This is a genomic window from Agromyces sp. Marseille-Q5079, from assembly GCF_051016555.1.
Classification (GTDB): Bacteria; Actinomycetota; Actinomycetes; order Actinomycetales; family Microbacteriaceae; genus Agromyces.
The window spans coordinates 138,365-163,742 of record NZ_JBPEJF010000009.1 but is presented as its reverse complement, the minus strand read 5'-3'; the positions used below and the strand labels follow the sequence as shown (position 1 = coordinate 163,742).

Sequence of the window (25,378 nt, the reverse complement as noted above, 5' to 3'; positions counted from 1 at the left end):
CCATGCGCCCGCCACCGGCATCCGCTGGGCACGTCGAGGGGATGCGCGTAGCGTGGAGCCCGTGCTGACTCCTCCGAAGACTCCGAAGCGGCCCATCGAACGCACGCACCACGGCGACACGGTCGTCGACGACTACGAGTGGCTGCGCGCGAAGGACGATCCCGAGGTCGTCGCCCACCTGCACGAGGAGAACGCGTACACGAACGCGCGCACCGAGCACCTCTCGCTGCTGCAGGAGCAGCTCTTCGAGGAGATCCGCGCCCGCACGAAGGAGACCGACCTCTCGGTGCCCACGCGCGAGGGCGACTGGTGGTACTACTCGCGCACCGTCGAGGGCCAGGAGTACGGCATCCACTGCCGGGCGCCCATCGCCGGACCCGACGACTGGGAGCCGCCGGTGCTCGAGGCCGACGGCGAAGCGGATGCCGCGGGCGCGACGCTGCCCGGCGAGCAGGTGCTGCTCGACGACAACGTCGAGGCCGAGGGGCACGAGTTCTACTCGCTCGGCAGCTTCGACGTGACCGCCGACGGCGCGACGCTGCTCTACGGCACCGACGTCGAGGGCGACGAGCGGTACACGCTCCGTTTCCGCTCGCTCGACGACAGCGGTCGCACGATCGACGACGTCATCGAGGGCACGAGCGGCGGCGCGATCTTCGACCCCTCCGGCCGATACGTGTTCTACGCGACCGTCGACGAGTCGTGGCGCCCCGACACCATCTGGCGGCACGAGGTCGGCACCGAGGCATCCGCCGACGTGAAGGTGCTGCACGAACCCGACGAGCGGTACTGGCTCGGCGTGGGCCTGACCCGAAGCCGCCGCTACATCGTCATCGAGGCGGGCTCGAACATCACGAGCGAGACCCGGCTGCTCGACGGCGACGACCCCACCGGCGAGCCCCGCATCGTCTGGCCGCGCAAGGAGGGCGTCGAGTACGACGTCGAGCACGTCGTCGCCGGTGGCAAGGACCGCCTGCTCATCGTGCACAACGACGGCGCCGTGAACTTCGAGCTCGTCAGCGTCGCGGCATCCGACCCCGAAGGGCCGCGGCGCATGCTGCTGCCGCACAGCGAGCAGATGCGCATCGAGGGGGTCGACGCGTTCCGCGACTTCGTCGCCCTCGAGTACCGGCGCGAGGGCCTCTCGCGGGTCGCCATCGCGAAGCTGCCCCCGGCCGGCATCCCCGCGGATGCCACGCCCGACGACACGCTGCACGAGCTCGCGTTCGACGAGGCGCTCTTCACCGTTGGCGTGCGCGGCAACCCGTCGTGGGAGCAGCCCATGCTGCGCCTCGGCTACACGAGCTTCGTGACCCCGTCGACGGTGTTCGACCTCGTCGTCGCCACCGGCGAGCGCAAGCTGCGCAAGCGCCAGGCCGTGCTCGGCGACTACGACGCGACCCGCTACGCGCAGCGCCGCGAATGGGCCACCGCGAAGGACGGCACGCGCATCCCGATCTCGCTCGTCTACCGGCACGACCTCGTCGACCTCGGCGAGCCCGCGCCCACCCTGCTCTACGGCTACGGCTCCTACGAGGCGTCGATGGACCCGGGCTTCGGCATCCCCCGCCTCTCGCTGCTCGATCGCGGCATGGTGTTCGCGATCGCGCACGTGCGCGGCGGCGGCGAGATGGGGCGGCTCTGGTACGAGCACGGCAAGAAGCTCGAGAAGCGCAACACCTTCACCGACTTCGTCGCCGCCGCCCGGCACCTCATCGACGAGGAGATCACCACGCCCGACCGGCTCGTCGCGCAGGGCGGCAGCGCCGGTGGCCTCCTCATGGGCGCCGTGGCGAACCTCGCGCCCAAGTATTTCTCCGGCATCCTCGCCGAGGTGCCGTTCGTCGACCCGCTGACCTCGATCCTCGACCCGTCGCTGCCGCTCACGGTCATCGAGTGGGACGAGTGGGGCAACCCGCTCGACGACGAGGAGGTGTACCACTACATGAAGTCGTACTCCCCCATCGAGAACGTGCACGAGACGCACTACCCGCCGATCCTCGCGGTCACCTCGCTCAACGACACGCGGGTGCTCTACGTGGAGCCCGCCAAGTGGGTCGCGAAGCTCCGCGAGGTCGGGGCCGACCCGCTGCTGAAGATCGAGATGGCGGCCGGCCACGGCGGCGTCTCGGGACGGTACTCGGCCTGGCGCGAGCGCGCCTTCGCCTACGCGTGGGTCATCGACCGGGCGGGAGCGCACCCGACCGGCGAGTAGGGCCTGCTCATCGGGCGGATGCCGCGGCGGCGGTCGCGGCGGCTGGGCTCGTCGACCGTCGCGGCATGCCATCGCGGGGCCGTGTCAGGCGATCGTCGGCGCCGCGTCAGGCGATCGACCGCTGCTCAGGACGTTTCCCGCGGCATTCGTCCTGAGCAGCGCGCGATCTCCTGATTCGGATGCCGCGGCGGGCCGATCGCCGGGCCGCGGCGGGCCGCCCATCGGGCGGATGCCGCGGCATCCGCCAGCCGTCGACCACCGCCGAGCGGTGCATGCGAACGCACGGATTCAGCGCTGAGCGAGCACCGCTCCCGATGTCGCAGGGCGCTGCCAGAATGACGAAATGTCACTTCTCTCGGATCTCAGCGAGCGAATCCCAGGCCGGGCCCATGGTCCCGGCGCACCCGAATACGATGCCGGCCGCACGGTCTTCGCCGGGGTCGGCGAACCCGAGGCCGTCGTGCGGCCGACGACCACCGCAGAGGTCGCCGCGGCGGTCGCCCTGGCCGCCGACGCCGGCCTTCCCGTGGCCGTGCGCAGCGGCGGGCACGGCCTGCTCCCCATCGACGACGGCCTGATCGTCGACCTCGCCGAGTTCACGTCGGTCGCAGTCGGTGACGACGGGCTCGTCACCGTCGGCGGCGGCGCCCGATGGGGCGACGTGGCCGCGGCCCTCGCCCCCCACGGCCTGGGCCTCAGCTCGGGCGACACCCGCGACGTCGGCGTGGGCGGACTCGCCCTCGGCGGCGGCATCGGCTGGCTCGTGCGCCAGCAGGGCCTCGCGATCGACCGGCTCCGCGAGGTCGAACTCGTCACCGCGTCCGGCGAGGTGCTCACGGTCGACGCCGACCGCCACCCCGAGGTGTTCTGGGCCCTTCGCGGCGGCAACGGCAACTTCGGCATCGTGACGCGGTTCGTGTTCCAGGCCGCGCCGGCCGAGGGCCTCGTCGGCGGCAGCGTGGCGTTCGACGCCTCCGACGTGCCCGCCCTGCTCCGCGCCTGGCGCGAGGTCATGCGCGACGGTCCCGACGAGCTCAACTCGACGCTCATGGTCATGCCGGCGTTCGCCCCCGGCATGCCCGCCGGGGCACAGCTCGGCGTGGCGCTCCAGGGCAGCGAGGCGCGTCTGCGCGAGCAGCTCGAGCCGGTGCTCTCGCTCCCGTCGGTCACCGACGTCTCGCTGGCCCCGGTGGCGTACGGCGACCTGCTCGAAGACGCGCCTCCGGGGCGTCCGCCGTTCACCTTCGTCGGCGGCAACGGCTTCGTGCCCGATCTCTCCGACGCGGCGCTCGACGCGATCGCCGAAGCCTACGACCGCGACATCCCGACGATGATCATGCTCCGAGCGCTCGGCGGGGCGTTCTCGCGAGTCGCCCCCGACGCCACGGCGATCGCCTTCCGCGACGCCGAGGCGTTCCTGATCGTCAACGGCGTGCTGCCGCCCGACGCCGATCCCGAGCAGCTCTCGCGCGCGCAGGCCGGCAGCGATGCCGCCCTCGCCTTCACGAGCGGGGTCTACGGCAACTTCTCCGTCGATCGCGGCGACGAGGTCATCGCGGCGATGTATCCGCCGGCGACGCTCGAGCGGCTCCGTCGCGTGAAGGCGCAGCTCGACCCCGGCAACGTGTTCCGCCAGAACCACAACATCGCGCCCGGCTGAGCCGGCGCGCAGCCGGTGACTCCAGCCCGCCACCCGAGCCCGACGGGCGGATGCCGCATCCGGCGCCGCGAGCACATCGGGCGGATGCCGCGGCATCCGCCCGACGACGTTCAGCGCACGACGTCGTAGACGATGTGCGTGGCGGCCGCGTTCTCGAACACCTGCAGCGGCTTCAGCCGGGTGCCTGCGTCACCGCCGAGCTCGACGCCGTCGAACAGCCGCTCCCCGGCGCCGAGCGTGATCGGCGCGATGCTCAGGATGAGGCGGTCGAGCAGGCCGGCGGCCAGGAACTGCCGCACGGTGCTCGCGCCGCCCGCGACCGAGATGCGCCCGCCGTCGGCCACGGCGCGCGCCCGCGCGAGCGCCTCCTCGATGCCGCCCGTGACGAAGTGGAACGTGGTGCCGCCGAGCATCTCCACCGGCTCGCGCGCGTGATGCGTGAGCACGAACACGGGCACGTGGAACGGCGGATCCTCGCCCCACCAGCCCTTCCACGCGTCATCCGACCACTCGCCGCGGATCGGCCCGAACATGTTGCGCCCCTGGATCACGGCTGCGCCGCCGAGGATCTCGTCGGTGACCGCCGTGCTCGCGGGTTCGCTCTCGCTGAAGAGCCACTCGTGCAGGCGTTCGCCGCCCTCGCCGAGCGGGTCCTCGAGCGTCTGGTTCGGCCCCGCCACGAACCCGTCGAGCGAGGTGGTGATGGTCGCGACCACGAGGCCGTCGTCGATGCTCATGCGCGCGAGGCTACTCCCGGCCGGCCGGGAGGTGCAGACCAGTCCACGCCGAGGCCGGGCGACCAGTCGGGGTGCGCCCGGCGACCTCGAGCGGCTACCAGCCCCCGAAGGCGTCGTCGAGCGCGTCGCGCTCCTCGCGCCGCTGCCGTACCTCGCCGAGGTCGCGCAGCAGGTCGGAGGCGACGCCCGCCATGCGGTCGTCGCGCTCGGCGATGTACTCGTCGTCGACCTCGATGTCGGGCCAGTCGCGGGCTAGGCGCTGCTCGATCGCGTCGGAGAGTTCAGCCCAGGCATCCTGCCGCGCCCGCTCGGCGAAGGCGGCGAGGTACTCGGAGTCGCCGCGGAGTTCGCCCAACCGCTGCGCCACCGCCTCGTTGATGCGTTCGCGCAGCCGCAGGTTCCACGAGTCCGCGCGGTGGTAGTCGTGCTGGTGCGCCGACCGCCCCTCGCGCTTCGCCGCCGTCTCGCGCTCGGTCTCGGCCCACTCGGCGACCTGGTCGAGTTCGTGGATGAGCTCGCGCAGCACCTCGCGCGCCTCGGCCGAGGCCCGTTCCTTGTCGAACGGCTCGTCGCCGCGCAGCGCGCGCACGATGATGCGGTTCTTCAACGCCATGCGTCCGGCCGCCTCGGCCACGAGCAGGCCTTCGTTGAAGGTCTCGTCGAAGGTCAGCGGCTCGGCTTCGGGCAGCGCGCTGCGGTCGAACGGCGTGAACCGTCGACGCTTGCGCTTCCACCACGCCATGCCGTTCGCCTCGCTTCCGACGCTGCCAGGACGCCGCGAGATCGCCGCGGACCGTCGAAGATCGAGCCTAGCGCGGGCCCGCGCGCGTCGCCGAGGCCGTGCTCACCGGCTCAGTGCGCGCGGGCGATCGATCGGGGCGCGTCCGGCCCCGGATGAGCGGATGTCGCGGTGCCTACCCGATGGCCGTGAGGACGGCGTCGCGGTAGACGACGTATCCGTCGGGGGTCGGGTGGAGGAACGTGAGCGGGTCGGCGGGGTCGGCGCCGAGGTACGGGTCCGCAGACCCGACGCGGTGCGCTCCGAACTCGACCGGCGCCCACACGATGTCCGCGCCGGTCGCGGCCGCGGCGAGCGCGGTCCCAGCCAACTGCGTGTTCAGCGCTTCGGCGAGCTGGTTCACGGCGTCGGTGGTCGGGGCGCCCGGTACGAACGGAACCGGGTATCCCGTGACGACGATCGTCGCGCGCGGCGAACGGTCGGCGATGCCGGCGAGCAGCGCGCCGAGCTGCGCCGGGACGTCGCCCGAGTTCAGGTACGCCGCCGCGGCGTTGATCGCCTGGGCGCACGCGACGGGTGTCTGGCCGCTCGCGCAGGCCGCCGTGAGCGCCGGCAGGTTCACGCCGTTCGCGCCGACCGTGACGGTGACCAGCGTCGTGCCGCGGTTGACCTGGGCGAGCTGGGTCGTCGCGACATCCGCGATGGTGGCGCCGGTGCAGGCCGCGTTGCGCAGCAGGTTCAGCTTGGGCTGGGCGTCGAGCAGCGCCGGGTAGCCGGCCGGACTGCGGAGGCAGGCGTCGACGTACCCGCCGCCGCCCTGCCCGGCGGCGACCGAGTCGCCGAGCGCCACGTACTTCTCGACCTGGGATGCGGTGGAGTCCGGGGCCGCGGCGACCGGACCGGCGACCCCGAACGGGATGGCCCCGAGGGCGATGAACGCCGCGATGATGCTTGCACGCACGCGGCCCTTCCGTGCGAGATGGACCGTCATGGGGCACACGATAGACCTGTCGCGAGGTTTTCTCATGTCCCAGTGCGGGGGTCGGCCGCCCCTGCGGATCCGGCGATGTGGGCGGTCCGTCGTAGCCTGCGGGCATGCACCGAGCGGATGCCGCAGCGCCCACGTGTCGACTCGTCGACGCCTCCGGGGCGCCCTGCGGGCAGCCGATCGCCGCGGCATCCGCTGGCGGCCCGGCATCCGCTCGCACGGCCGAAAAAGCCGACCTCGACCTCGACCTCGACCTCGGCCTCTGCGCGACCCACCTGCTCCAGGCGTACGACCGAGTGTCCGCCGAGGGCGGCGTGACCGACCTCGCGCCGTCGCCGTGCCGGGCGTGCGGATGCCGCGTGGGCGTGCGGTACCCGTCGGGGTGGCTGTGCGCCGACTGCGAGTGGCGGGCGGGCGAGGCCCCCGACCCCGAGCTGCTGCCCGTGCGCGTCGAGATCGTCTACTACGTGCGCCATCGCGACCAGGTGAAGATCGGCACGTCGGCCAATCCGCGCCAGCGACTCTCCGTCGTGCCGCATGACGAGGTGCTCGCGTTCGAGCCCGGCGGGCGACGCGTCGAGCAGCGACGTCACGTGCAGTTCGCCGAGCACCGGTTCGCGGGCACGGAGTGGTTCGCGCGGCATCCGGCGCTCATGGCGCACATCGAGGCGCTCGCGCTCGGCGTCGACGACCCGTGGGCCGAGTACGACCGGTGGGTGAGCCGGCGCCACGCGGCCCGCGGCTGAGGGCCGACGCCGATCTCCCGGCCGAGACGCAGGTCAGGCCATGCCCTCGGCGGTCTGCTCGAGGTCGGACTTGGGCCGATCGCGCTGCGTGGCGATGGCCGTGCCCGCGGCGCCGCAGACGATCGCGATCGCGAGCACCTCGACGAGTGAGAAGGTCTCCGAGAGCACGAGCCAGCCGAAGATCGCCGCGATCACCGGGCCGAAGCTCGTGATGATCGAGTAGAGCCGCGGCGAGATGCGGCGCAGGATGAACGTGTCGAGGCTGTAGGGCAGCGCCGACGAAAGCACCCCGACGCCGAGCAGCAGCAGGATGACGCCCCAGTCGATGGCCGCCGGGTCGAAGGTCGCGAGCGCGAACGGCACGAGCAGCGCCAGGCTCACGATGCTCGCGACCGTGAGGCCCTCGAGTCCCGGCAGCCCCACCGCGACCCGGCGCGTGAGCAGGATGTACAGCGCCCAGGTCGCCGCCGCCGTCAGCGCGAGCGCGACGCCCCACGGGTCGATGGCCGCGGCATCCGACGATCCGGGGCCGATGAGGAGCACCACGCCCGCGCCGGCCGCGACCGCGCACGCCGCGTCGAGCCACCGGCGCGACGTCGCGAGCGCGATGGCGAGCGGCCCGAGGAACTCGATCGTCGCCGCGATGCCGAGCCCGAGCAGGTGCACGGCCTCGTAGAAGGCGACGTTCATGACGGCCAGCACGACGCCGAGCGCGAACGCCGGCCAGAGCCGCGACCAGGTGAGCTCCGCGCGCTTCGGACGGTAGAACGGGAGCACCACCGCGAGCATCACGAACTGGCGCACGGCGACCACGACGAACGAGCCCACCACCGGGATGACGAGACCGGCCAGCGAGGACCCGAAGTTGATCGAGACCTCGGTGCCGACCTGCGTCGCGGCGCCCGTGAACCGGCGGCGGCTGAGCGCGGCATCCGTCATCGCGGTGGGGTGGGTCTCGTGGGGCACCGTACGACGATACGTGCAATTCCGGGGGGCGGATGCCGCGTGCGGATGCCGCTCGTGAGCGTCGGTCGTGCGCCCTAGGCTCGCATGCGTGGCCACCCTCGACGACCTGCGTCGCACCGCCGTCACCCTCCCCGGCAGCGAGGAGCGCGCGACGATGGGCGGTGCCGCGTGGTTCGTGCGCGGCAAGCTCTACGCGTGGCAGTGCCACCCCTGGCCGAGCATCCCCGAGGACATGCGCGAGATCATCGCGTCCGAGCTCGTCGTCGGCGTCAAGGTCGCCGACCCCGTCGACGCGCTCGCCCTCGTGCAGATGGCGCCCGACGTGTTCCTGCGCACCACCACCGCCTGGAGCGAACCGAAGGTCGCCTTCCGCATGGCCGGCATCGCCGACGACCATCTCGCCGAGCTCGTGATGGAGGCGTGGCGCGTGCAGGCTCCGAAGTACCTCCGGCGGGAGTTCGACTCGCGCGACGCGGACTGACCGGGTCGGTGCGGGGCCGGTGCGGAGCCTGCGCCGGGTCGGCGTCGGTCAGGCGCGTTCCACGGGCAGCCAGAGTTCGCAGGTCGCGGTGCTGAAGTCGTCGGCGCGCTCGAGCACCGCCACGATGGAGGGGCCCGGGCGCAACCGCCACGGGTTGGAGGGGAACCAGTCCGTCGCGGTCGCAGCCCAGGTGGCCTGCAGGGCCGCCGGGTACGGGCCCTCGGTGCGGAAGACCGCCCACGTACCGGCCGGAACCTCGATCGCGTCGAGGTCATCGGGCACCTCCGACGCCTCGCCGACAGCCACGCCGTGGAGATAGGTGAGCTCGCTGCCCTCCGTGGCGTCGGGGTCCACGTCGGCGCTCACCTGGAGGAGCCCGGCGGGGTCGGTGTCGCTCAACCCCTTCAGGCGGACGTGCTCGGCTGCGGGCAGCGACGTGATGAACGCCTGGATGTGCGGATTGGCCCCCTCGTGGATGAGCGGCACACGGGCCGAGTGGCCGATGAGGCGGAATGCGGGTCGGTCTGCGATGCGGGTGTCCATGGGGGTGTTCCCTTCTACGGTCAGGCGGAACCTGAGCTGCGGTTGTGTCCGAAGGGGGCCGCCGTCGCGGCGCACGTCGGCCGGGCCGACGCCGTGCACCGAGCGGAACGCGCGGGTGAAGGCCTCAGTGGACCCGTACCCGTACCGCACCGCGATGCCCAGCAGGTCGCCGTCGCCGAGCACGTCGGCGACGGCGACGGACATGCGGCGCCGCCGGACGTACTCGGACAGCGGCATCCCGGCCAACGACGAGAACATCCGCCGGAGGTGGTACTCCGTCGTGCCGAGGCTGCTCGCCAGGCCGGCGACGTCGATCTCCTCGGTGAGGTGGCCCTCGACGTATTCGACGAGCCGGTTGAGACCTGCGATCACGGTTGCCCCTTTCTGCCTCAAGCCTGCTCATCGACCGCGGCACGCGCCCGACTTCTGCGGTCCGATTCGATCACCGTCATTCCGTCGTCCTTCAGCGGATCGCTCAGCACCGACCAGCGCGCCCGCTCACGGCTCGAGATGGGCGGCGAGGTTCGACAGCGAGGAGGTGAGACCCTCGGCGTGGTCGCGGGCGCGAATTCCCACGGGCACGTCTCTCGCCTCGAACACGACGGTCGTCCCCTCGTTCGCGCGCTCCAGCCTCCACTCCATTCGCATCGTCCCTCGAAACGCAGGATCGTCCGACTCGAACTCGACCTCCTGCACGATCCGCTCCCCCGGAACGACCCGCGTGATCCGCACCTCGGACGCATCCGAGTTGGGCGTGGTCTTCCCCGGCTCCCCCGAGACGTCCTCATAGGTGAGCACGAGGCGGTACGAACCGCCGTCCCGCAGGTCGAACCGCTCGAATCGGCCGCGCATCCCCTTGGGCGGCAGCCACTGCACGAGCGCTTCAGCAGTGGTGAGGGCGGCGAACACTCGCGCCGGGTCGGCGTGGATCAGGAGACTCGCTCGATCCGTTCTGCTCATCTTCCGACCCTAGCCACGCACGCGGCAACGGGCGACGTCGAGGGCCACCTCGCCGGCGTGGTGGCACCCGTACTGGGACTGATGAGCGGTCGGCCGCAGCCCTATGGTCGTCGTCGACAGCCTCGAACACGACACCGTGCTCGACGGACGGAGCCTGATGATGCGCTCGACCATGCTTGCGGCGTCCACCGCCACCGCGGCGTTGTTGTTCACCGCCCTCGGCGCGGCCCCCGCGTTCGCCGCGGACTGGACGCCGACCACCTTTCCCGACCTGCAGACGGCCCTCGCCACCTGCGCCGACGGCGACACCGTGCTCCTCGGGGCCGACATCACGGCGACGCCTCCTCCGGCCGATTGGGCGCTCGTCGTCGCCTGCGACGTCACGCTCGACCTGAACGGGCGCACCCTGACGGCTGAAGGCGTCATGATCGCGCCGGACTCGGTGCTCACCATCACGGCCACCGGCGGCGGCTCGCTCGTGTCGCACGGTCGCGCCTCGATCGCCGGGATCCAGGTCCCGACCGGGTCGGGACTCGTCATCGAGGGGGGCCTCATCGTCGCGACGGGCGATACCGAATTGGACTTCAACGACGGTATCGCGTCCGCGGGGATCGGCGGCGGGGTGACGGAGCCCGGTGGCGTCGTGGACACCGGCGTCGGCGACATCACGATCAACGGCGGCACCGTCACCGCAGTGGGCGGGGATGAGGTGCTGCTCAACGGGGCCGCAGCCGGCATCGGCGCGGCCTACACCTCGGCACTCGAAGGCGGGCGCCTCACGGTCAACGGCGGCATCGTCACGGCGAGCAGCAGCCTGGGCGCCGGCATCGGCGGCCCCGCCGGTTTCGAGGTCTCGGTCACCGGCGGCACGGTCACCGCCGTCGGCGGCGGCTCCGGCGCGGGAATCGGTGGAGCGGAGGGGCAGCCCGGGGCGCAGGTGTCCATCACGGACAGCGTCGTGACGGCGACCGGCGGAGTCACCGCGATCGGCGCCGGCGCCGGCAGCACCGACTTCGGGTCGCTGCAAATCGGCGCGGCCGGGACCCTGCACGTTCCGTCGGGCCCGTTCGTGATCGACGACTCCGATCCGAACTTCGGGGCCGAGGTCTTCATCTTCGAGGGCGGGCGGATGCTCGGCGCGGAAGCCGATCCCACGGTCGGCGCCGACCTCAGCGGCGCCGGGCAGGTCCAGAACGAGGGCGCCATCTCGCTCGACGAGTCGCACGTCGGCGTCGACGTGCTGGCGAACAACTACCTCGTGTCCTTCGACACGCAGACCGGTGACCCTGCGACATCCGTTCGCCTCTACGCCCCCGACTTCGCCAGCGGGTACCGGCAGATCCCCGCGCCGCCGGAGGGCACCGTCTGGAACACCTCCGCCGACGGACTCGGACAGGTGTTCACCGACACCTCGCGCGTCATCTTCGAGGACACGACCATCTACGCGGTCGACGACGCCTTCTGGACCCTGTCCGAACAGCTGGCGAACTGCACCGACGGGACGACGATCCAGCTCGAGTCGGACCTCGGCGGAGGCTCGCTCGTCATCGGCTGCGACCTCGTGCTCGACCTGAACGGCTTCGCGCTCCGCACCACGGACGTGCAGGTCGGGCCGGGCAACGTCTTCACGATCGACGACTCCGCGGGCGGAGGCGAACTGTTCACGCCGCCGCTCGACGAGGTCAACTACAGCGGAGTCGCCGGCATCGGCGTGCCCACCGGCGCCGGGCTCGTGATCCGCGCCGGCACCGTGACCGTCGCCGGTGCGCGCGGCAGCGCCGGCATCGGCGGCGGTGGAGAGGAGATCCCGGGCGACATCCGCATCGACGGCGGAATCGTGACGGCGACCGGGAACACGTACGGCGCCGGAATCGGGAGCGGCTACTCGGGCGCCGGCGGTACCGTGACGATCACCGGAGGCACCGTCACGGCGAACGGCGGGCCGTACGCAGCAGGGATCGGCGGTGGCGAAACGTCCTCGGGCGGATCGCTCACGGTGAGCGGCGGTACGGTCACCGCCTTCGCCGGGCTCGGCGGAGCCGGAATCGGCGGCGGCAGCTCGGGCGACGGGGCCATCGTCGACATCACCCGGGGAACGGTCACCGCGATCGGCGACGAAGAGCGTGACACATCGGCGGTCGGGGCGGGAGCCTTCGCGTCCGACTTCGGCTCGCTGCGCATCGCGGGGACCCTGCGGGTGCCCGAAGGACGGCTCTCGATCCCCGACTCCGCCGCGGGCGGGGCGGAGGTCGTCATCGAGGCGGGCGGACAGTTGGTCGGCACCGAGGCCGACCCGACGACCGGCCCGACGATCGACGGCGACGGGCAGATCGACAACCACGGCGTCATCGCGCTGCAGGAGGCCCTCGTCGGGGTCGAGGTGAACGACCACGACTTCGTCGTGAGCTTCGATCCGCAGAGCGGCGACCCCGCGACATCCGTTCGCCTCTACGCACCCGACTTCGCGAGCGGCTACCGCACCGTTCCGGCGCCGCCCGAGTTCGACGGGTGGAACACGGCGGCCGACGGGTCGGGCGACTGGTTCGACGCGACGACCCCGGTCACCGGCGACCTCACGCTCTTCGCGTCCACCGACGCGACGCTCGTGCTCACGGCGGACGACGACACCGTCGCAGAGGGCGGCTCGCTCGCCTTCACCGTGAGCGGCACGACGCATGACGGGCGTCCCGTCGACACGAGCGGGGCCGTGCTCACCAGCTCGGTCGCGACGGACGTCGTCGACGGGCTCACGGTCACGTTCCCGACCGCGAGCCCGCACGTGATCACCGCGACGCTCGGCGATGTCAGCACGAGCCTCACCGTCGAGGTGACACCGACACCGACACCTGCACCGACACCGACGCCGGCACCCGGGCCCGCCGGGCTCTCGGCGACCGGCGCCGACCCGCTGCCCGCGCTCCTCGCGGGGGTGCTGCTGCTGATGGCCGGCTCCGGGCTTGCCTGGCGCCGCCGACGCCTGCCGCGCTGACCTCGTCGGCCGCGGCTACGGGGCCCCGGCGTTCGTTACCGCGTCGACTCCCCCTTCTCCGCGAGCCGCTGGACCTGCCATTCGTGCACGTCGACCAGCCAGTACAGCTCACCCGACGGGTCGATGCGCGGGTCGTCGGGGGCGCGGCCGTCGCGCAGCGCCTCCACGTATGCGCGATCCAGCGCGAGGCGCGCCCGGAACTGCTCGGCATCGCCGACCGAGCCATGACCCGGGATGACGGCGAGGACCTCGTCGGCCACGTCGCCGAAGAGCCCCAGCGCCGCGAGGTAGTCCTGGATCGGGTCCGCGGCCTCGAGATCGAGGAACGGCATCAGGATGTCGGAGAGCATGTCGCCCGCGACGAGGACGCCGCTCTCCTCGATCAGCAGGGCGGCATGCCCCGGGGCGTGGGCCCGGTGCTCGAGGATCCGGATGTCGGGGCCGTCCCACGGAATCCGCGTCGCGTCGGCGGGCAGGCCGGTGACGAGGCCGAGCAGGTCCATCGGGATGTCGTCGGCGTACTCGGGCGGCAACCCCGGGGCGACGCGTTCCCTCCAGTCCGCGTTCGACAGCAGGTCCTGGAGCGACGCCGCGCAGCTGGCCGTGCCGTAGCGGGGCACGTCGCCGAACTCGGCGCGCCAGAGCACGTGGTCCCAATCGGGATGCGTGGAGAAGCCCGCCACGACGGACTGCCCGAGCTCGCGGAGATCGCTCGCGAGGTGCGCCATCTCCTCGACCGTGATGCCGGGGTCGATGAGCAGCACGCCGGCTGAGCCCTCGACGACCACCGAATTGCTCTGGATGAACTCGCTCTCGTGGACGAGGACGCCGTCGGCGACGCGCTTCAGCATGGGAGGGCCTTCCGCTCGTGGGTGTGCCATCGCGTCTCGGACGGTAGTGCCTGCCGGAATGCGCGTCAATGAGAGCGGTTCAGGCGAGCGGATGCCGCGGCGGATCCGCTGCCGGCGACGGGAAGGCCTTCCACAACAGCGGCGCCGTGCCGAGGAGGAAGATCAGGAACAGCGGTTGGGTGATGAGCCCGGGTCCGGTCGCCCCCGGGATGCTCAGGGCCACGGACCAGTTCACCACGACGTCGGCCACCATGACCGCGCAGCCCAGCCAGATGCCGGCCCGGCTCCGCAGCAGGAGCAGGATGACCACGAACGGGTCGATGACGGTGAGCGAGACCCAGAACACCCGCAGCCAACCCGGCATGCTCCCGTAGACGTCGAACCCCTGCGTGAGCAGCTCGATGAGGTGGAACACCGTTCCGACGGTGAATCCCGCGACCCATGCGGCGAGCACGAGCCAGGTCGCTCTCGTCAACGGGGCTCGTCTTCGCGGCACGATCCCAGCCTAGGCAGGAACCCCCCGAGTTCGCGGCGCTGGGTCAGGCGCCTGCGGGTGCGGGCAGCAGTTCGCCGACGAGCTCCTCGACGCGGCGGCGGATCTCGTCGCGGATGGGGCGGACGGCCTCGATGCCCTGGCCCGCGGGGTCGTCGAGCTCCCAGTCCTCGTACCGCTTGCCGGGGAAGACGGGGCAGGCATCACCGCAGCCCATGGTGATCACCACGTCGGACTCCTTCACCGCGTCGACGGTGAGGATCTTCGGGGTGTTGCCGGTGATGTCGATGCCCGCTTCGGCCATGGCCTCGACGGCGACCGGGTTGATCCGATCCTTCGGCTCGGATCCGGCCGACCGCACCTCGACGCGATCTCCGCCGAGTTCGCGGAGGTAGCCGGCCGCCATCTGGGAACGGCCGGCGTTGTGCACGCAGACGAACAGGACGGAGGGCTTCTCGGTGCTCATGACGTAATCATAGACCGCTATCTATCATTGGCCAAGACACCGGTGATCGTCGGCGCCGCCGCCGGATGTCAGAGGGTGGCGAGCAGTTCGCGGATGCGGCGCTCGATGTCGTCGCGGATCTCGCGCACCTCGGCGAGCGGTCTTCCCACCGGATCCGGGAGCTCCCAGTCCAGGTATCGGCGGCCGGGGTAGATCGGGCAGGCGTCGCCGCAGCCCATCGTGACCACGACATCCGCGGCCCGGACGACCTCGTCCGTCAGCGGCTTGGGGTACTCGCCGGCCAACGGGACGCCGATCTCGTCGAGCGCCGTCACGACCGAGCTGCGCACCTCGCCGGCCGGGTCGGACCCCGCGGTCCGCACGTGCACCCGGTCGCCGGCGAGGTGCCGGAGAATGGCCGACGCCATCTGCGAACGCCCGGCGTTCTGCACGCACACGAACAGCACCTCCGGAACCGGGCTCGACGCCGGCGCCACGCGGGCGAGGGCATCGAGGCGGTCCGCCGCGAACTGCGCGGCGAGCGACGGCAGGCGTCGGCCCGGCGCCGGCCGCTCGGCGAGGAGGTCGTAGCTCTCGCGCACGTACCGCTCGACCGTCTCCGGACCGAAGGTTCCGCGGTATCGGTCACCGAGGTCGCGCACCACCCGCTCCAAGACCGGGTCGACCGGCACGGACGGCTCCTGCGCGCGAACGATCTCAGCCAGGCGCACGGCGTGCTCGTCGGCCAGGGAGTACCAGGTGCGACGGCCGTCGGGCTGCCGCTCGACCAGGCCCTCGTCGAGGAGCGCCTTCATGTGGTGGCTCACGGTCGGCTGCCGCAACCCGAGCTCATCGGCGAGGCGCCCGACGAGCACCCGACCATCGGGGGCCTCGAGGATGCTGCGCAGGATGTGGGACCTCGTCGGGTCGGCGACGAGCCGCAATTCGCGGGCGGCATCCACCGTGACATCCATAGACCGAAGTCTATCTAACGGTCGACGGAGCCCGCCGTCTCGTCGTCACGGCGGAGCTCGATGAGGATCGTGTCACGCCAGCGGCCCTCGTGGGGGCCGTACCCCATGCGTGCGATGCGTTCTCTCCGGCCGACCGTGCGGAACCCGGCGCGCTCGTGCAGCGCGAGGCTCGCGACGTTCTCGGGGAAGATCGAGGACTGGATCGTCCAGTAGCCCGCCGTGTTCGCGGTCTCGATGAACGCGTCGAGCAGCACCCGGCCCGCTCCCGTTCCCCTCGCAGCGGGTGCGACGTAGATCGAGTGCTCGATCACGCCGCGGTACGCCTCGCGCGTGGAGACCCGTGACGCTGCAGCCCATGCGATCACGCGTTCGTCCTCGTCGCAAGCGACCAATCGGGCATCAGGCACCCGGGATTGGTCGAAGGCGTCCCAGCCCGGGGGCTCCGCCTCGAAGGTGGCGTTGCCGGTGGCGATACCCGCGGCGAAGATCGAGTGCACGGTCGGCCAGTCGGATGCCGTCATCGGCCTGACGGCGGTCATGAGCAGCAGCTCGAGGCGCCACCCGACGCGTCGCCCGTGCCGCAGGACGACCCGTCGGGAGCGAGGCTCGTCGAGCACACGCCGGTCTCGGGCAGCACGAGTTCGACGTTGCTCGCCGCACTGAGGTCGCCGGCGAGCCATGCCGTGATCGAGCGCACCTGCTCGTACCCGGTCGCGAGGAGGAAGGTCGGGGCCCGGCCATAGCTCTTCATGCCGGCGAGGAAGAACCCGGGCTCGGGATGGGTGAGCTCGGCGAACCCGTGCGGCTCGACCGTGCCGCAGGTGTGCACGTTCGGGTCGATCAACGGCGCGAGGCGCTTCGGCGCCTCGACGATCTCGTCGAGCTCGAGTCGGATCTCACGGAGCATCCCGAGGTCGGGACGGAACCCGGTGGCGCTGACGACGAGGTCGGTGTCGTGCTCGACCAGCTCGCCGGCACGGGCGCCGACCAGGCGCACGCCGCGCTCGGTGCGGCCGAGCCGCACGATCTCGAACCGGTCGACCACGGCGATGCGCCCCGCCGCGATGAGCGCGTCGACGCGACGTCCGATCGAGGCCCGAGCGGCGAGTCCGTCGTCGTCGGATGTCGTGACGCGCACGGCGCCGGCGTTGCGGATCAGCCAGGTGATGCGGGTCTCGGGCTCCTGCTCGGCGAGCTCCGCCAACGCCAGGAGGGTGTTCGCGGCGGAATGGCCGGCGCCCACCACCGTGGTGTGCCGCCCGGCGAAGCGGTCGCGTTCCCGGCCGAGCACGTCGGGCAGGGCGTGGCCGACCCGGTCGGCCACGTCGGCGAGGCCCAGCGGGTCCAGTCCGGACGACGCGAGGCTGTTCGGGTGGGCGTAGGTGCCGGACGTGTCGATCACGGCGCGCGCGGTGAACTCCTCGACGCCGTCGGGAGTGTGGGCGCGCAGGAGGAACGGGGTGGCCGCACGGTGCGCCGTGCGGGTGCGATCCATGCCCTGGCGCGCGACCGCGTCGATGCGGACCCCGGTGCGGATGCGGCCTGCGATCTCGTCGAGCGCCGCGAGCGGCTCGAGGTAGCGCTCGACGAGTTCGGTGCCGGTGGGGAGGCTCTCGGCGGGCGGCATCTGCCAACCGGTCGCCTCGAGCAGGCGGCGCGAGGCGGGGTCGACGACGTGCCTCCACGGCGAGAACAGGCGAGTGTGGCCCCATTGCCGGATGCTGGAGCCGACCTGATCGCCCGCCTCGGAGATCACGAAGTCGATGCCGCGCTCGACGAGGTTCGCGGCCGCCGCGAGCCCGACCGGGCCGGCGCCGATGATCGCGACCGGAAGGGTGTCAAGGCCGCGCCGCTGCAGGCTCGGAACGGTGAGGTCGATCAGCGTCATGACGGGGCGCCTCCTAGGCATCGATGAACTTCGATATTGAGTGTGGCCACTCCATCGAAGTTTGTCAATATTCGAGTACGATGGTCGACATGTCCATCGCACTGCTTCCCGTGATCCAGCCCGACGCGGCCGCGTGCTGCACGCCGCTGACCAGCGAGGCGATGGATGCAGACCGCGCAGACGGCCTCGCGAAGAAGCTGAAGGCGCTGGCCGACCCGACCCGGCTTCGACTGGTGTCCATCGTCGCCGCATCCGAGGGCACGGAGGCGTGCGTGTGCGACCTCATCGAACCCGTCGGCCTGAGCCAGCCGACGGTCTCGCATCACCTGAAGATCCTCATGGAGGCCGGCTTCCTGACGCGCAGCAAGCGCGGCACCTGGGCGTACTACAAGCTCGTGCCCGGAGCCCTCGGAGAACTGTCGCAGCTCCTCGACGTCACCGCCTCCCGCTGAGGTCGGCCGAGCTCACGCCCCGACGAGCCGAGCCCGTGCCGCGGCGAGCGCCGCGCCCGTTCCGGGCGAGGGCACCTCGGCCACGATGAAGCCGTCGCGGCGCACGAGGTAGACGCGGTCGCGGCGCAGTCGCCCGTGCGGGTCGACGGCGAACGCGTGCCCGTCGACGCCCAGCTCCCCCGCGATGCGCCGAACCGCACGCTCGGGCACGCCGTATCCGTGCACCTGCCAGCGCATCGAGCGCAGGGGTTCGGAGTTCGATCCCGTCCAGGGGAGGCGGATGCCGAGCAGGCCGTCGTCGCGGGCCGGTGCGGTCGCGCCCGCGACATCCGGCAGCCGATAGCGGATGCGCGTCTGCGAGACGAACCCGAACGCGCGCGGCAGCCCGACGAGGCGTGGGATCAGCCGCACCGCGGCGGGGCCGACGGTCGGGATCACCCGCGACCGCACGAATCGCGCCCTCCTCGAGTCGCTCGTCACGAGCCCGAAGAGGCGATCGGTCGTCTCGACGAGGGTCTTGCCGACCGGGCGGCGCTCGGCCTCGTAACGCTCGAGCCGCGACTCGGGCATGCCGTCGACGAGCACGTCGGCGAACGCGCAGGCCAGGTTGTGCGCGTCCTGCAGGCCGGTGTTCATGCCCTGGCCGCCGACCGGCGAGTGGATATGCGCCGCATCGCCGACGAGGAAGCACGGCCCCTCGCGGAACCTCGCGGCGAGCCGATGGTGCAGCCGGTAGGTCGTGAACCACGCGGACTCGTCGTACTCGACGCCGAACTCGCGGCGGAACACCGCGCGCGACTCGTCTTCGGAGGCCTCGCCGTCGGCGCCGAGGTCGTCGTCGCGCACCACGCCGATGAGGCGCGCGCGGTCGCCGCCCATGCCGAAGCCGAGCATGATGTGGCGCTCGGTCACGCGCACGTTGATCGCCTGCGACTCGAGGCCGCGCATGCCGATCGCGTCCGCGAGCGTGAACGTGAACGCATTCGTGGCGCCGTCGAACGGGATCTCGAGTTCGCGCCGCACGGTCGATCGCGACCCGTCTGCACCGACGCAGTAGCGCGCCCGCACGGTGACCGCATGTCCGTCGTCACCGGTCGACAGCGTGGCCAGAGCGGATGCCGCGGGCCGACCCTGCTCGCCGGGCTCGCCCTGCCCCGAGCCGGTCTCGCCGGGCTCGATCAGGAGCCGCTCGAGCCGGTGCCCCCACCGCACCTCGCGGCCGAGCTCGCCGAGCGCCCCGATGAGCAGTCGTTCGTTGGCGGATTGCTCGAACACCGTGATCTCGGGGTGGGGCGTCACGTCGCGCCCGGCCAGCGCGAGGTCCACGCGGCCGAGTTCGCGTCGCCCGACACCCGGGATCAATCTCGTGGCGGGCGAGCGCTGCGCGAGCACGCGATCGACGAGTCCGAGCTGGTCGTACAGCTCCATCGACCTGGCCTGCACGACGAGCGCGCGCGACTCCCGGGTCGGTCCCGACTTGCCATCGACCACGATCGCGTCGACCCCGAGCCGCGCCAGGCACACCGCGAGCATGAGCCCGCTCGGACCGGCGCCGACGATGAGCACGTCGGTGGTGAGGTCGGTGGATGCATCAGCTGGAGCGGATGTCGCCATGCGTCCACCTTCGCACTCGACGGGTGCCGACCGCCAGAGTCGCCGGGCCGGGGCCGGGGCCGGCCGACGCCGATCGGCGCCTCAGAGCAGCGAGTCGAAGAGGCCCAGCTCGACCGCGGCCGCCCGCGCGAGGAGGAACCCGAGGATGCCCACGATCCACCCGGTCGTCTCGGCGGCGTTGCGTTCCATCCAGCCGCTCAGGCGTGCAAGTGCGGGCTCGATCGCGCGGCTCGCGACCGAGCGGACGACGAGCAGCACGAGGGCCGGGAGCACCATCACGACGCAGTAGCCCACGAGCGCGAGCACTCGTGCCGGCGCCTCGAGGTCGGACGACGAGAGGAGGCCGATGCCGATGAGGTACGGCAGCATCGACGCGACCTCGACGCCCGCCGCGGCGACGGCGAGTCCCATGAGCGGCAGCACGCTCGACCGTTCCTCCGAGGCATCCGCCACTGCCCGTTCCCGCCACCTGGCGAATCGGCCGGGTCCCTCCCGCTTGCGCTTGCCGCCGAGGAAGAAGGACCCCACGAGCAGTGCGGCGCCCACGATGAACTGCGCCCAGAGGAACGGCGCCGTCGAGGCGAGCTCCATGAGCTGCGGCAGCGCGACGGCCGCGACGGTGAGCAGCACGAGCCCGACGACGAGGTAGAAGCCCGCCACCGTGGCGAGGTAGAGCACGATGCGACTGCGTCGGAGTCGACCTGGCACGAGCATGAGCCAGATCGGGATGAGCAGCGTGCCGAAGCTCGTCGAGTCGATGAGCGCGAGCACGGCGAGCGCGCCGAGGAGCGCGGGGCCGGTGAGGGCGCCGCCGCTGAGCAGGTCGAGGTCCACCCCTCGAGCCTGCCTCAGTCGAGGTGTCGGTGGATCCGTCGCGCGACGGAGGTTCCGACCCGTCGGGCGGATGCCGCGGTGCCAGACTCTGACGCGTGGCAGACACGGCTTCCGACACGCAGAAGACGGGCGACTCGCTCGTCACGGTGATCGTCGCGCTCGTCGTGAACGCGCTCATCGCGCTGGCCAAGTCGGTCGCGGCCGCGCTCACCGGGTCGGCGTCGATGGTCGCGGAGGCGGCGCACTCCTGGGCGGACACCGGCAACGAGGTGCTCCTCGTCATCGCCGAGCGCCGATCGGCGAGGCCGGCCGATGCGCGGCATCCGCTCGGCTACGGCAAGGACGCGTACGTCTGGTCGATGTTCGCCGCGTTCGGCCTGTTCACGGTGGGCGCCGCGGTCTCGATCCAGCACGGCATCTCGGAGCTCATCGACCCCGAGCCCGCGAGCGACTACGGCGTCGCGTACGCCGTGCTCGGCCTCGCGTTCGTGCTCGAGGGCGTCTCGTTCATCCGCGCCTACCGGCAGGCGCGTTCCGATGCGCAGCGACGTCGTGTCGGCACGCTGCACCACGTGTCGCAGAGCTCGGACCCCACGCTGCGCGCGGTCTTCGCCGAGGACGCCGCTGCGCTCATCGGCCTCGTGATCGCGTTCGCCGGCATCCTGCTGCACCAGGTGACGGGTTCGCCCGTCTACGACGCGATGGGGTCGATCGCCGTCGGCGTGCTGCTCGGCGTCGTCGCGGTGCTGCTCATCGGACGCAATCGGGCGTTCCTCATCGGCGAGGCCGTGCCCTCCAACGTGCGCTCCGACACGATCGGCGAGCTGCTCGCCCTGCCGTCGGTCGATCGCGTGTCGTTCCTGCACATGGAGTTCATCGGGCCCGGGCGCGTGCTGCTCATCGCGGCCGTCGACCTCGTCGGCGACCGCAGCGAGGCGGATGCCGCACGCGAGCTCCGGAGCCTCGAGGCCGTGCTCGAGCAGAACGCGATGGTCGAGCTCGCGTCGCTCACGCTCGCGGCCCCGGGCGGCCCCGCGCTGCTGCCCCACGCATCCGACTGATCGTCGGCTCCCGGTGGTCGTGCACGCGATCTCTGCTCAGAGCACGACGTCGGATGCCGCGCCAAGCCGGCGCCATCCCTCGGCGGCCACGGTGCGCGGCAGCACGTCGGCGTCGACGAGGTCGGACATCGACAGGCCGGTGATCGCCGCGATGTCGGCGATGGGCACCTGGAAGGTGCGGAACGGCCCGAGCGGCGGCACCTCGCCCGGTGCGGGCGCCGCGAACTCGGTGGTGTCGACGAGCGGCGACTGGTCGAGCACGAACCCGGCGGCGGCGAGCTCACCGGCGCCGTCTGCCGCCGACGAACGGTTCCACGCCGCGATCTTCCAGAATCGCAGCGGCACGCGGATGCCGCGGTAGGGCGGGTCGTCGGGCCCGAGCACGGGCGCGGTGAACACGCTGAGCCGCAGGTCGTTGGCCTCGGCGTGCGCGAGCACGTGGTCTTCGAGACCGAGCCAGAGCTCTTCGGACTGGTTGAACCCGCCCGCCTGCGGCGCCGCGTTCGTGTAGTGGAAGGTGTCGCCGTTGGCGCGGGCCGCGACCTCGGGCGAGCCCCACACGGGATCGCGCCGGCGCACGAGGTGGCCGCGGTCGAGGTCGTTGCCGGCGTAGACGGCCGGGCCGGTCTGCCAGTCTTCTGGGACGCGCTCGTCGAACCGCCAGTCGTCGCCGCGCGGCACGTCGAGGAGCGTGGCCCCGTCGATGTTCACGCCGGTGACGCGCGCGAGCCGCCGCACGGAGTCGAGCACCACGGTGAAGTGCACGTAGTCGAGGCTGACGGATGCCGCGGCATCCGCTTCGCTCACTCTCGGCAGCGGTGCGGGTATGCCGAGGAAGCGTTCGTCGAAGCCCATGCGCCCACTCGACCACACGCCGCCGACATCTGCCGGGCGACACTCGCGCCGGCGAGCCGCATCCGAGCGACGTTCACGGCGTGATCGGCTCGGCCAGGTCGTGGATGATGCGGTCGATCTCGGCGAGCGCGTAGGCGGCGAGCGTGCGCTGCGCGACATCCGTCTCGGTGCCCACGGGTTCCTCGAGGTCGCCGATCACGACGATGTTCTCGTCGTTCAGGGTGTTGGCGGGGGCGGTGTAGTTGAAGCTGCCGACGATGAGCACGCGCTCGTCGAGCACCATGAGCTTGTGGTGCAGCTTGCGCACGCCCGTGCCGAGCTTCGTCTCGTACAACTCGACCGCGCCTCCCGCGAGGCCCTTCGTCGCCGCCCACTTCGCCGCGCCCTGGCCGCGGTCGAGCACGCCGCGGAGGCGCGGCACGAGCGGGCGCAGCCGGATCATGGTGTCGTCGATGCCCGACGACTGCGCGAACGTGAACATCGCGAAGTCGATCGACGTCGTGGCCTTCAGCATCTGCTTCATGATCTCCATCTCGGGGCCGTGCCTCGGCGCGAAGAGCGGCTTCACGCGCACCTTCGGCAGGCCGAACTCCTTGGGCTTGGACTCGACGCGCTCGTGCCGGTCGCCGAACGTGCCGGAGCGCATGCGCTCGAACTCGGCGAGGTACTCGGTCGCGGCGCGCTGCCCGCGCAGCACGACCACGTGGTTGAGGTTCTGCCCCTTGCCGGTTCCGGATGTCGCGTTGGTGCCGGTGTCGGTGCGGGTGAAGTTCGTCGACCCGGTGAGCACGGCCGCGGTCGGCTCCCCCGCGTCTCGCACGATGAACTTCTGGTGGAAGATCTTCGGGTTCAGGTCGCTGACCACGTCGACGCGGGACTTCAGCAGCGCGGCGAGCAGGAACCGGTTCTCGTCGTGGGCGCCCTCGGTGGTCCACGGGTCGGCGATGGCCCGGTCCTCCGTGAGGTAGTCGCCTTCGAGGATCAGGCGCACCCGCACCCCGCGCTGGGTCGCCGCGACGATCGCCTCGGCGATCGGACGCGAGTCGATCTCCTGCACGGCGATGGCCAGGGTGCGCTTGGCCCCGGCGAGGAACTCGCGGATCGCGAGGTCGAGGTCGTCCGGCCCGCCGACCGAGGCCGGGCCGACGAACAGTTCCACTCCGCCGATGGCGACCGACATGGCGCACACCCCTCTCCATGAGCATCTCTCATGGCACGTTCTACGCTCGCGGGTCGGATGCCGCGTCAGGGGTAGCACCGGCCCGCCGACCTCGGCCAGCATGGTCTGCGGACCCTGCGCCGATGACGACGTCGCGCGATGGGCCGCGACGAGGAGGAGTCCGCATGTTCGGCGCGCGAGACGAGAAGACCGGGAGCAGCGGGGCGGACTCCGCGGCGGGACATCCGCAGGCCGAGGTCGGGGCCTTCGAGGACCTCTTCCGCCGCTTCCTCGACGAGGTCGTCAACCGGCCGCGTGCGGTGGTGTCGAAGCTCACGCCCATCGGCGAGATCGTCGCCGGGCACCTCGGTCGCGATTTCCGCGAGCTTCCGGTCATCACGGAGTCGATGCCGCCGCACTTCCTCGCCGATGCGGACCTGGCGCTCGACGCCGTCTCCGCCGAGTCGGACGGACGTCTGCTCGGGGTCGACGGTGGTCAGATGCGAGGGCATCAGGCGTTCGTCGACCTGCTGGTCAACCCTCATCAGGCGTTCTCACCCGGTCCGGTCGACTACGTCTCCACGGCGACCGGCCCGAAGACCGAGCGCCGGTCGGTCGCGTTCGGCCTTCGGCTGCTGCACCACGAGGGGTCACCCATCGTGCTGCTCCAGCGTGACGGCGATCCCCAGCACGGGCAGGAGAACGCCAGACTCGAGATCATCGCGATCGACCCGGGCGTCGCAGATCGATTCCTGGTCGACCTGCGGCGACGGATGCTGGAACTCAGCGTCCTCCGCGGCAAGGTGCTCACCATCGGCAGATCGCAGTTCGGCCACGGCACCGGGATGACGACCTTCGTCGAACGACCTGAGGTGACGGCAGACGAGCTGATCCTCGAATCCGAGACGCTCGAGGGCATCACACGTCACGTCGTGGGCGTCGCGGAGCATCGCGACCTGTTGCGCCGCTCGGGCCTGCACCTGAAGCGCGGCCTCCTGCTCTACGGCCCTCCCGGCACGGGCAAGACGCTGACCGTGCGGCACCTCTTGAGCCGTACCGCGGGCACCACGGCGATCCTCCTCAACGGACCGAGCATCGGGTTCATCACCATGGCGGCAGAGATCGCACGGGCGATGCAACCGGCCATCGTCGTGCTCGAGGACGTCGACCTGGTCGCGAACGACCGGTCGCTCGGACCGGGCGGCAACGGCGTGCTGTTCTCGATCCTCGACGCCCTCGACGGACTGGAGGGCGACGCCGACGTCACGTTCATCCTGACGACCAATCGGGTCGAAGTGCTCGAGCGGGCTCTCGCGGATCGTCCGGGTCGCATCGACCATGCCGCCGAGATTCCGTTGCCCGACCGCGAGGCGCGCCGACGACTGTTCGCGCTGTATGCGCGCGGCCTCCCGTTCTCGACGGAGGCGATCCGGACCGCAGCCGATGCCGCAGAGGGCACGACCGGCTCGTTCGCGAAGGAGCTCATGCGCCGAGCGGTGCTTCGCGCCGCGGTCGATTCCCGGCCCGCGTCCGATGACGATCTCGCGACGACGCTCGGCGACCTGGTCTCGGCGCGCGAGGAACTGACTCGACGACTGCTCGTCGGCGGCGCGTCGGATGCCCCGCGCCCGGGATCCTCGTTCGGCTCCGTCGGCTCGGTGTGATCGATCGCGCCTTCGAACTACATGGCTGAATGGCCACATGGCCACATGGCCACATGGCCACATG

Annotated in this window: 24 protein-coding genes; 8 read left to right on the top strand and 16 right to left on the bottom strand. The window is 71.7% G+C overall.

The genetic code is table 11. The features are described 5' to 3' along the window. The first annotated feature begins 61 nt into the window (after positions 1–61). Both ACR3IO_RS17600 and ACR3IO_RS17595 read left to right on the top strand, forming a co-directional pair. A complete protein-coding gene (locus tag ACR3IO_RS17600) occupies positions 62–2,215 on the top strand; it encodes a S9 family peptidase (protein WP_434072518.1) in 2,154 nt (717 codons plus the stop codon). Between the two features lie 343 nt (positions 2,216–2,558). Next, positions 2,559–3,875 carry an FAD-binding oxidoreductase gene (locus ACR3IO_RS17595; RefSeq protein WP_434072517.1) on the top strand — a complete coding sequence of 439 codons (1,317 nt, stop codon included), beginning with the start codon at positions 2,559–2,561 and terminating at the stop codon, positions 3,873–3,875. A gap of 110 nt (positions 3,876–3,985) precedes the next feature. Here ACR3IO_RS17595 and ACR3IO_RS17590 read toward each other — a convergent pair whose 3' ends face one another. The 3 genes from ACR3IO_RS17590 to ACR3IO_RS17580 all read right to left on the bottom strand — a co-directional run bounded on the left by ACR3IO_RS17590 (position 3,986) and on the right by ACR3IO_RS17580 (position 6,312). Then, entirely contained in the window at positions 3,986–4,612 is a 627-nt protein-coding gene (locus tag ACR3IO_RS17590; RefSeq protein ID WP_434072516.1) for a dihydrofolate reductase family protein, read from the bottom strand. Between the two features lie 94 nt (positions 4,613–4,706). Further along, positions 4,707–5,354 (bottom strand): hypothetical protein, encoded by a 648-nt coding sequence (locus ACR3IO_RS17585; protein WP_434072515.1) that lies wholly within the window; start codon positions 5,352–5,354, stop codon positions 4,707–4,709. Between the two features lie 172 nt (positions 5,355–5,526). After that, a complete protein-coding gene (locus ACR3IO_RS17580; RefSeq protein ID WP_434072514.1) occupies positions 5,527–6,312 on the bottom strand; it encodes a GDSL-type esterase/lipase family protein in 786 nt (261 codons plus the stop codon). 134 nt (positions 6,313–6,446) lie between these two features. Between ACR3IO_RS17580 and ACR3IO_RS17575 the strand changes: the two genes are divergently transcribed. Beyond that, complete coding sequence (locus ACR3IO_RS17575) at positions 6,447–7,085, top strand: GIY-YIG nuclease family protein (protein WP_434072513.1); 639 nt, start codon at positions 6,447–6,449, stop codon at positions 7,083–7,085. 33 nt (positions 7,086–7,118) lie between these two features. Here ACR3IO_RS17575 and ACR3IO_RS17570 read toward each other — a convergent pair whose 3' ends face one another. Continuing rightward, entirely contained in the window at positions 7,119–8,051 is a 933-nt protein-coding gene (locus ACR3IO_RS17570) for an EamA family transporter (protein ID WP_434072512.1), read from the bottom strand. A gap of 88 nt (positions 8,052–8,139) precedes the next feature. Between ACR3IO_RS17570 and ACR3IO_RS17565 the strand changes: the two genes are divergently transcribed. Continuing rightward, positions 8,140–8,532, top strand: coding sequence for an MmcQ/YjbR family DNA-binding protein (locus ACR3IO_RS17565; RefSeq protein ID WP_434072511.1), 393 nt, complete (start codon positions 8,140–8,142; stop codon positions 8,530–8,532). Positions 8,533–8,580: 48 nt separating this feature from the next. Here ACR3IO_RS17565 and ACR3IO_RS17560 read toward each other — a convergent pair whose 3' ends face one another. Together ACR3IO_RS17560 and ACR3IO_RS17555 are read right to left on the bottom strand one after the other, a co-directional pair. Further along, a complete protein-coding gene (locus ACR3IO_RS17560; protein ID WP_434072510.1) occupies positions 8,581–9,447 on the bottom strand; it encodes an AraC family transcriptional regulator in 867 nt (288 codons plus the stop codon). A gap of 126 nt (positions 9,448–9,573) precedes the next feature. Beyond that, positions 9,574–10,035: an SRPBCC domain-containing protein gene (locus ACR3IO_RS17555; protein ID WP_434072509.1), complete on the bottom strand. Its 462-nt coding sequence runs from the start codon at positions 10,033–10,035 to the stop codon at positions 9,574–9,576. A 103-nt stretch (positions 10,036–10,138) separates the two neighbouring features. Here ACR3IO_RS17555 and ACR3IO_RS17550 point away from each other — a divergent pair, with 103 nt between their 5' ends. Beyond that, on the top strand, positions 10,139–13,024 hold the full coding sequence (locus ACR3IO_RS17550; RefSeq protein WP_434072508.1) for an InlB B-repeat-containing protein: 2,886 nt from the start codon (positions 10,139–10,141) through the stop codon (positions 13,022–13,024). Between the two features lie 35 nt (positions 13,025–13,059). Here ACR3IO_RS17550 and ACR3IO_RS17545 read toward each other — a convergent pair whose 3' ends face one another. From ACR3IO_RS17545 to ACR3IO_RS17520, 6 genes are all read right to left on the bottom strand, one after another. Next, entirely contained in the window at positions 13,060–13,875 is an 816-nt protein-coding gene (locus ACR3IO_RS17545; protein WP_434072507.1) for an MBL fold metallo-hydrolase, read from the bottom strand. Between the two features lie 79 nt (positions 13,876–13,954). Next, positions 13,955–14,350: a hypothetical protein gene (locus ACR3IO_RS17540; protein WP_434072506.1), complete on the bottom strand. Its 396-nt coding sequence runs from the start codon at positions 14,348–14,350 to the stop codon at positions 13,955–13,957. A 64-nt stretch (positions 14,351–14,414) separates the two neighbouring features. Beyond that, entirely contained in the window at positions 14,415–14,834 is a 420-nt protein-coding gene (locus tag ACR3IO_RS17535) for an arsenate reductase ArsC (protein WP_434072505.1), read from the bottom strand. Between the two features lie 68 nt (positions 14,835–14,902). Further along, entirely contained in the window at positions 14,903–15,787 is an 885-nt protein-coding gene (locus ACR3IO_RS17530; protein ID WP_434072504.1) for a metalloregulator ArsR/SmtB family transcription factor, read from the bottom strand. A gap of 14 nt (positions 15,788–15,801) precedes the next feature. Then, positions 15,802–16,326, bottom strand: a complete 525-nt coding sequence (locus ACR3IO_RS17525) for an N-acetyltransferase family protein (protein ID WP_434072503.1) — start codon at positions 16,324–16,326, stop codon at positions 15,802–15,804. Next, entirely contained in the window at positions 16,323–17,675 is a 1,353-nt protein-coding gene (locus ACR3IO_RS17520; RefSeq protein ID WP_434072502.1) for an NAD(P)-binding domain-containing protein, read from the bottom strand. The genes ACR3IO_RS17525 and ACR3IO_RS17520 overlap by 4 nt, the downstream gene beginning before the upstream one ends. 89 nt (positions 17,676–17,764) lie before the next feature. On the opposite strand from ACR3IO_RS17520, the gene ACR3IO_RS17515 reads away from it, so the two are divergent. Next, entirely contained in the window at positions 17,765–18,127 is a 363-nt protein-coding gene (locus ACR3IO_RS17515; protein WP_434072501.1) for a metalloregulator ArsR/SmtB family transcription factor, read from the top strand. A gap of 12 nt (positions 18,128–18,139) precedes the next feature. On the opposite strand, the gene ACR3IO_RS17510 is transcribed toward ACR3IO_RS17515, so the two are convergent. Beyond that, positions 18,140–19,741, bottom strand: a complete 1,602-nt coding sequence (locus ACR3IO_RS17510; protein ID WP_434072500.1) for an FAD-dependent monooxygenase — start codon at positions 19,739–19,741, stop codon at positions 18,140–18,142. Between the two features lie 81 nt (positions 19,742–19,822). Next, positions 19,823–20,575: a GAP family protein gene (locus ACR3IO_RS17505; RefSeq protein ID WP_434072499.1), complete on the bottom strand. Its 753-nt coding sequence runs from the start codon at positions 20,573–20,575 to the stop codon at positions 19,823–19,825. 95 nt (positions 20,576–20,670) lie between these two features. On the opposite strand from ACR3IO_RS17505, the gene ACR3IO_RS17500 reads away from it, so the two are divergent. Beyond that, positions 20,671–21,636, top strand: coding sequence for a cation diffusion facilitator family transporter (locus ACR3IO_RS17500; RefSeq protein ID WP_434072498.1), 966 nt, complete (start codon positions 20,671–20,673; stop codon positions 21,634–21,636). 36 nt (positions 21,637–21,672) lie between these two features. On the opposite strand, the gene ACR3IO_RS17495 is transcribed toward ACR3IO_RS17500, so the two are convergent. Beyond that, positions 21,673–22,491, bottom strand: a complete 819-nt coding sequence (locus tag ACR3IO_RS17495; RefSeq protein ID WP_434072497.1) for a DNA/RNA non-specific endonuclease — start codon at positions 22,489–22,491, stop codon at positions 21,673–21,675. 73 nt (positions 22,492–22,564) lie between these two features. Then, the gene (locus ACR3IO_RS17490; protein ID WP_434072496.1) at positions 22,565–23,671 is read right to left on the bottom strand and encodes a phospholipase D-like domain-containing protein; all 1,107 of its coding nucleotides are present in this window, start codon (positions 23,669–23,671) and stop codon (positions 22,565–22,567) included. Between the two features lie 164 nt (positions 23,672–23,835). Here ACR3IO_RS17490 and ACR3IO_RS17485 point away from each other — a divergent pair, with 164 nt between their 5' ends. After that, positions 23,836–25,314, top strand: coding sequence for an AAA family ATPase (locus ACR3IO_RS17485; protein WP_434072495.1), 1,479 nt, complete (start codon positions 23,836–23,838; stop codon positions 25,312–25,314). Positions 25,315–25,378: the final 64 nt, after the last annotated feature.

Excerpts from the sequence above, each read along its gene's own strand:
- ACR3IO_RS17530 (WP_434072504.1), bottom strand. The coding sequence starts at position 15,787 with ATGGATGTCACGGTGGATGCCGCCCGCGAATTGCGGCTCGTCGCCGAC.
- ACR3IO_RS17575 (WP_434072513.1), top strand. The coding sequence starts at position 6,447 with ATGCACCGAGCGGATGCCGCAGCGCCCACGTGTCGACTCGTCGACGCC.
- ACR3IO_RS17495 (WP_434072497.1), bottom strand. The coding sequence starts at position 22,491 with ATGGGCTTCGACGAACGCTTCCTCGGCATACCCGCACCGCTGCCGAGA.
- ACR3IO_RS17490 (WP_434072496.1), bottom strand. The coding sequence starts at position 23,671 with ATGTCGGTCGCCATCGGCGGAGTGGAACTGTTCGTCGGCCCGGCCTCG.
- ACR3IO_RS17555 (WP_434072509.1), bottom strand. The coding sequence starts at position 10,035 with ATGAGCAGAACGGATCGAGCGAGTCTCCTGATCCACGCCGACCCGGCG.
- ACR3IO_RS17535 (WP_434072505.1), bottom strand. The coding sequence starts at position 14,834 with ATGAGCACCGAGAAGCCCTCCGTCCTGTTCGTCTGCGTGCACAACGCC.
- ACR3IO_RS17515 (WP_434072501.1), top strand. The coding sequence starts at position 17,765 with ATGTCCATCGCACTGCTTCCCGTGATCCAGCCCGACGCGGCCGCGTGC.
- ACR3IO_RS17585 (WP_434072515.1), bottom strand. The coding sequence starts at position 5,354 with ATGGCGTGGTGGAAGCGCAAGCGTCGACGGTTCACGCCGTTCGACCGC.
- ACR3IO_RS17485 (WP_434072495.1), top strand. The coding sequence starts at position 23,836 with ATGTTCGGCGCGCGAGACGAGAAGACCGGGAGCAGCGGGGCGGACTCC.
- ACR3IO_RS17525 (WP_434072503.1), bottom strand. The coding sequence starts at position 16,326 with ATGACCGCCGTCAGGCCGATGACGGCATCCGACTGGCCGACCGTGCAC.
- ACR3IO_RS17550 (WP_434072508.1), top strand. The coding sequence starts at position 10,139 with ATGGTCGTCGTCGACAGCCTCGAACACGACACCGTGCTCGACGGACGG.
- ACR3IO_RS17590 (WP_434072516.1), bottom strand. The coding sequence starts at position 4,612 with ATGAGCATCGACGACGGCCTCGTGGTCGCGACCATCACCACCTCGCTC.
- ACR3IO_RS17520 (WP_434072502.1), bottom strand. The coding sequence starts at position 17,675 with ATGACGCTGATCGACCTCACCGTTCCGAGCCTGCAGCGGCGCGGCCTT.
- ACR3IO_RS17545 (WP_434072507.1), bottom strand. The coding sequence starts at position 13,875 with ATGCTGAAGCGCGTCGCCGACGGCGTCCTCGTCCACGAGAGCGAGTTC.
- ACR3IO_RS17510 (WP_434072500.1), bottom strand. The coding sequence starts at position 19,741 with ATGGCGACATCCGCTCCAGCTGATGCATCCACCGACCTCACCACCGAC.
- ACR3IO_RS17595 (WP_434072517.1), top strand. The coding sequence starts at position 2,559 with ATGTCACTTCTCTCGGATCTCAGCGAGCGAATCCCAGGCCGGGCCCAT.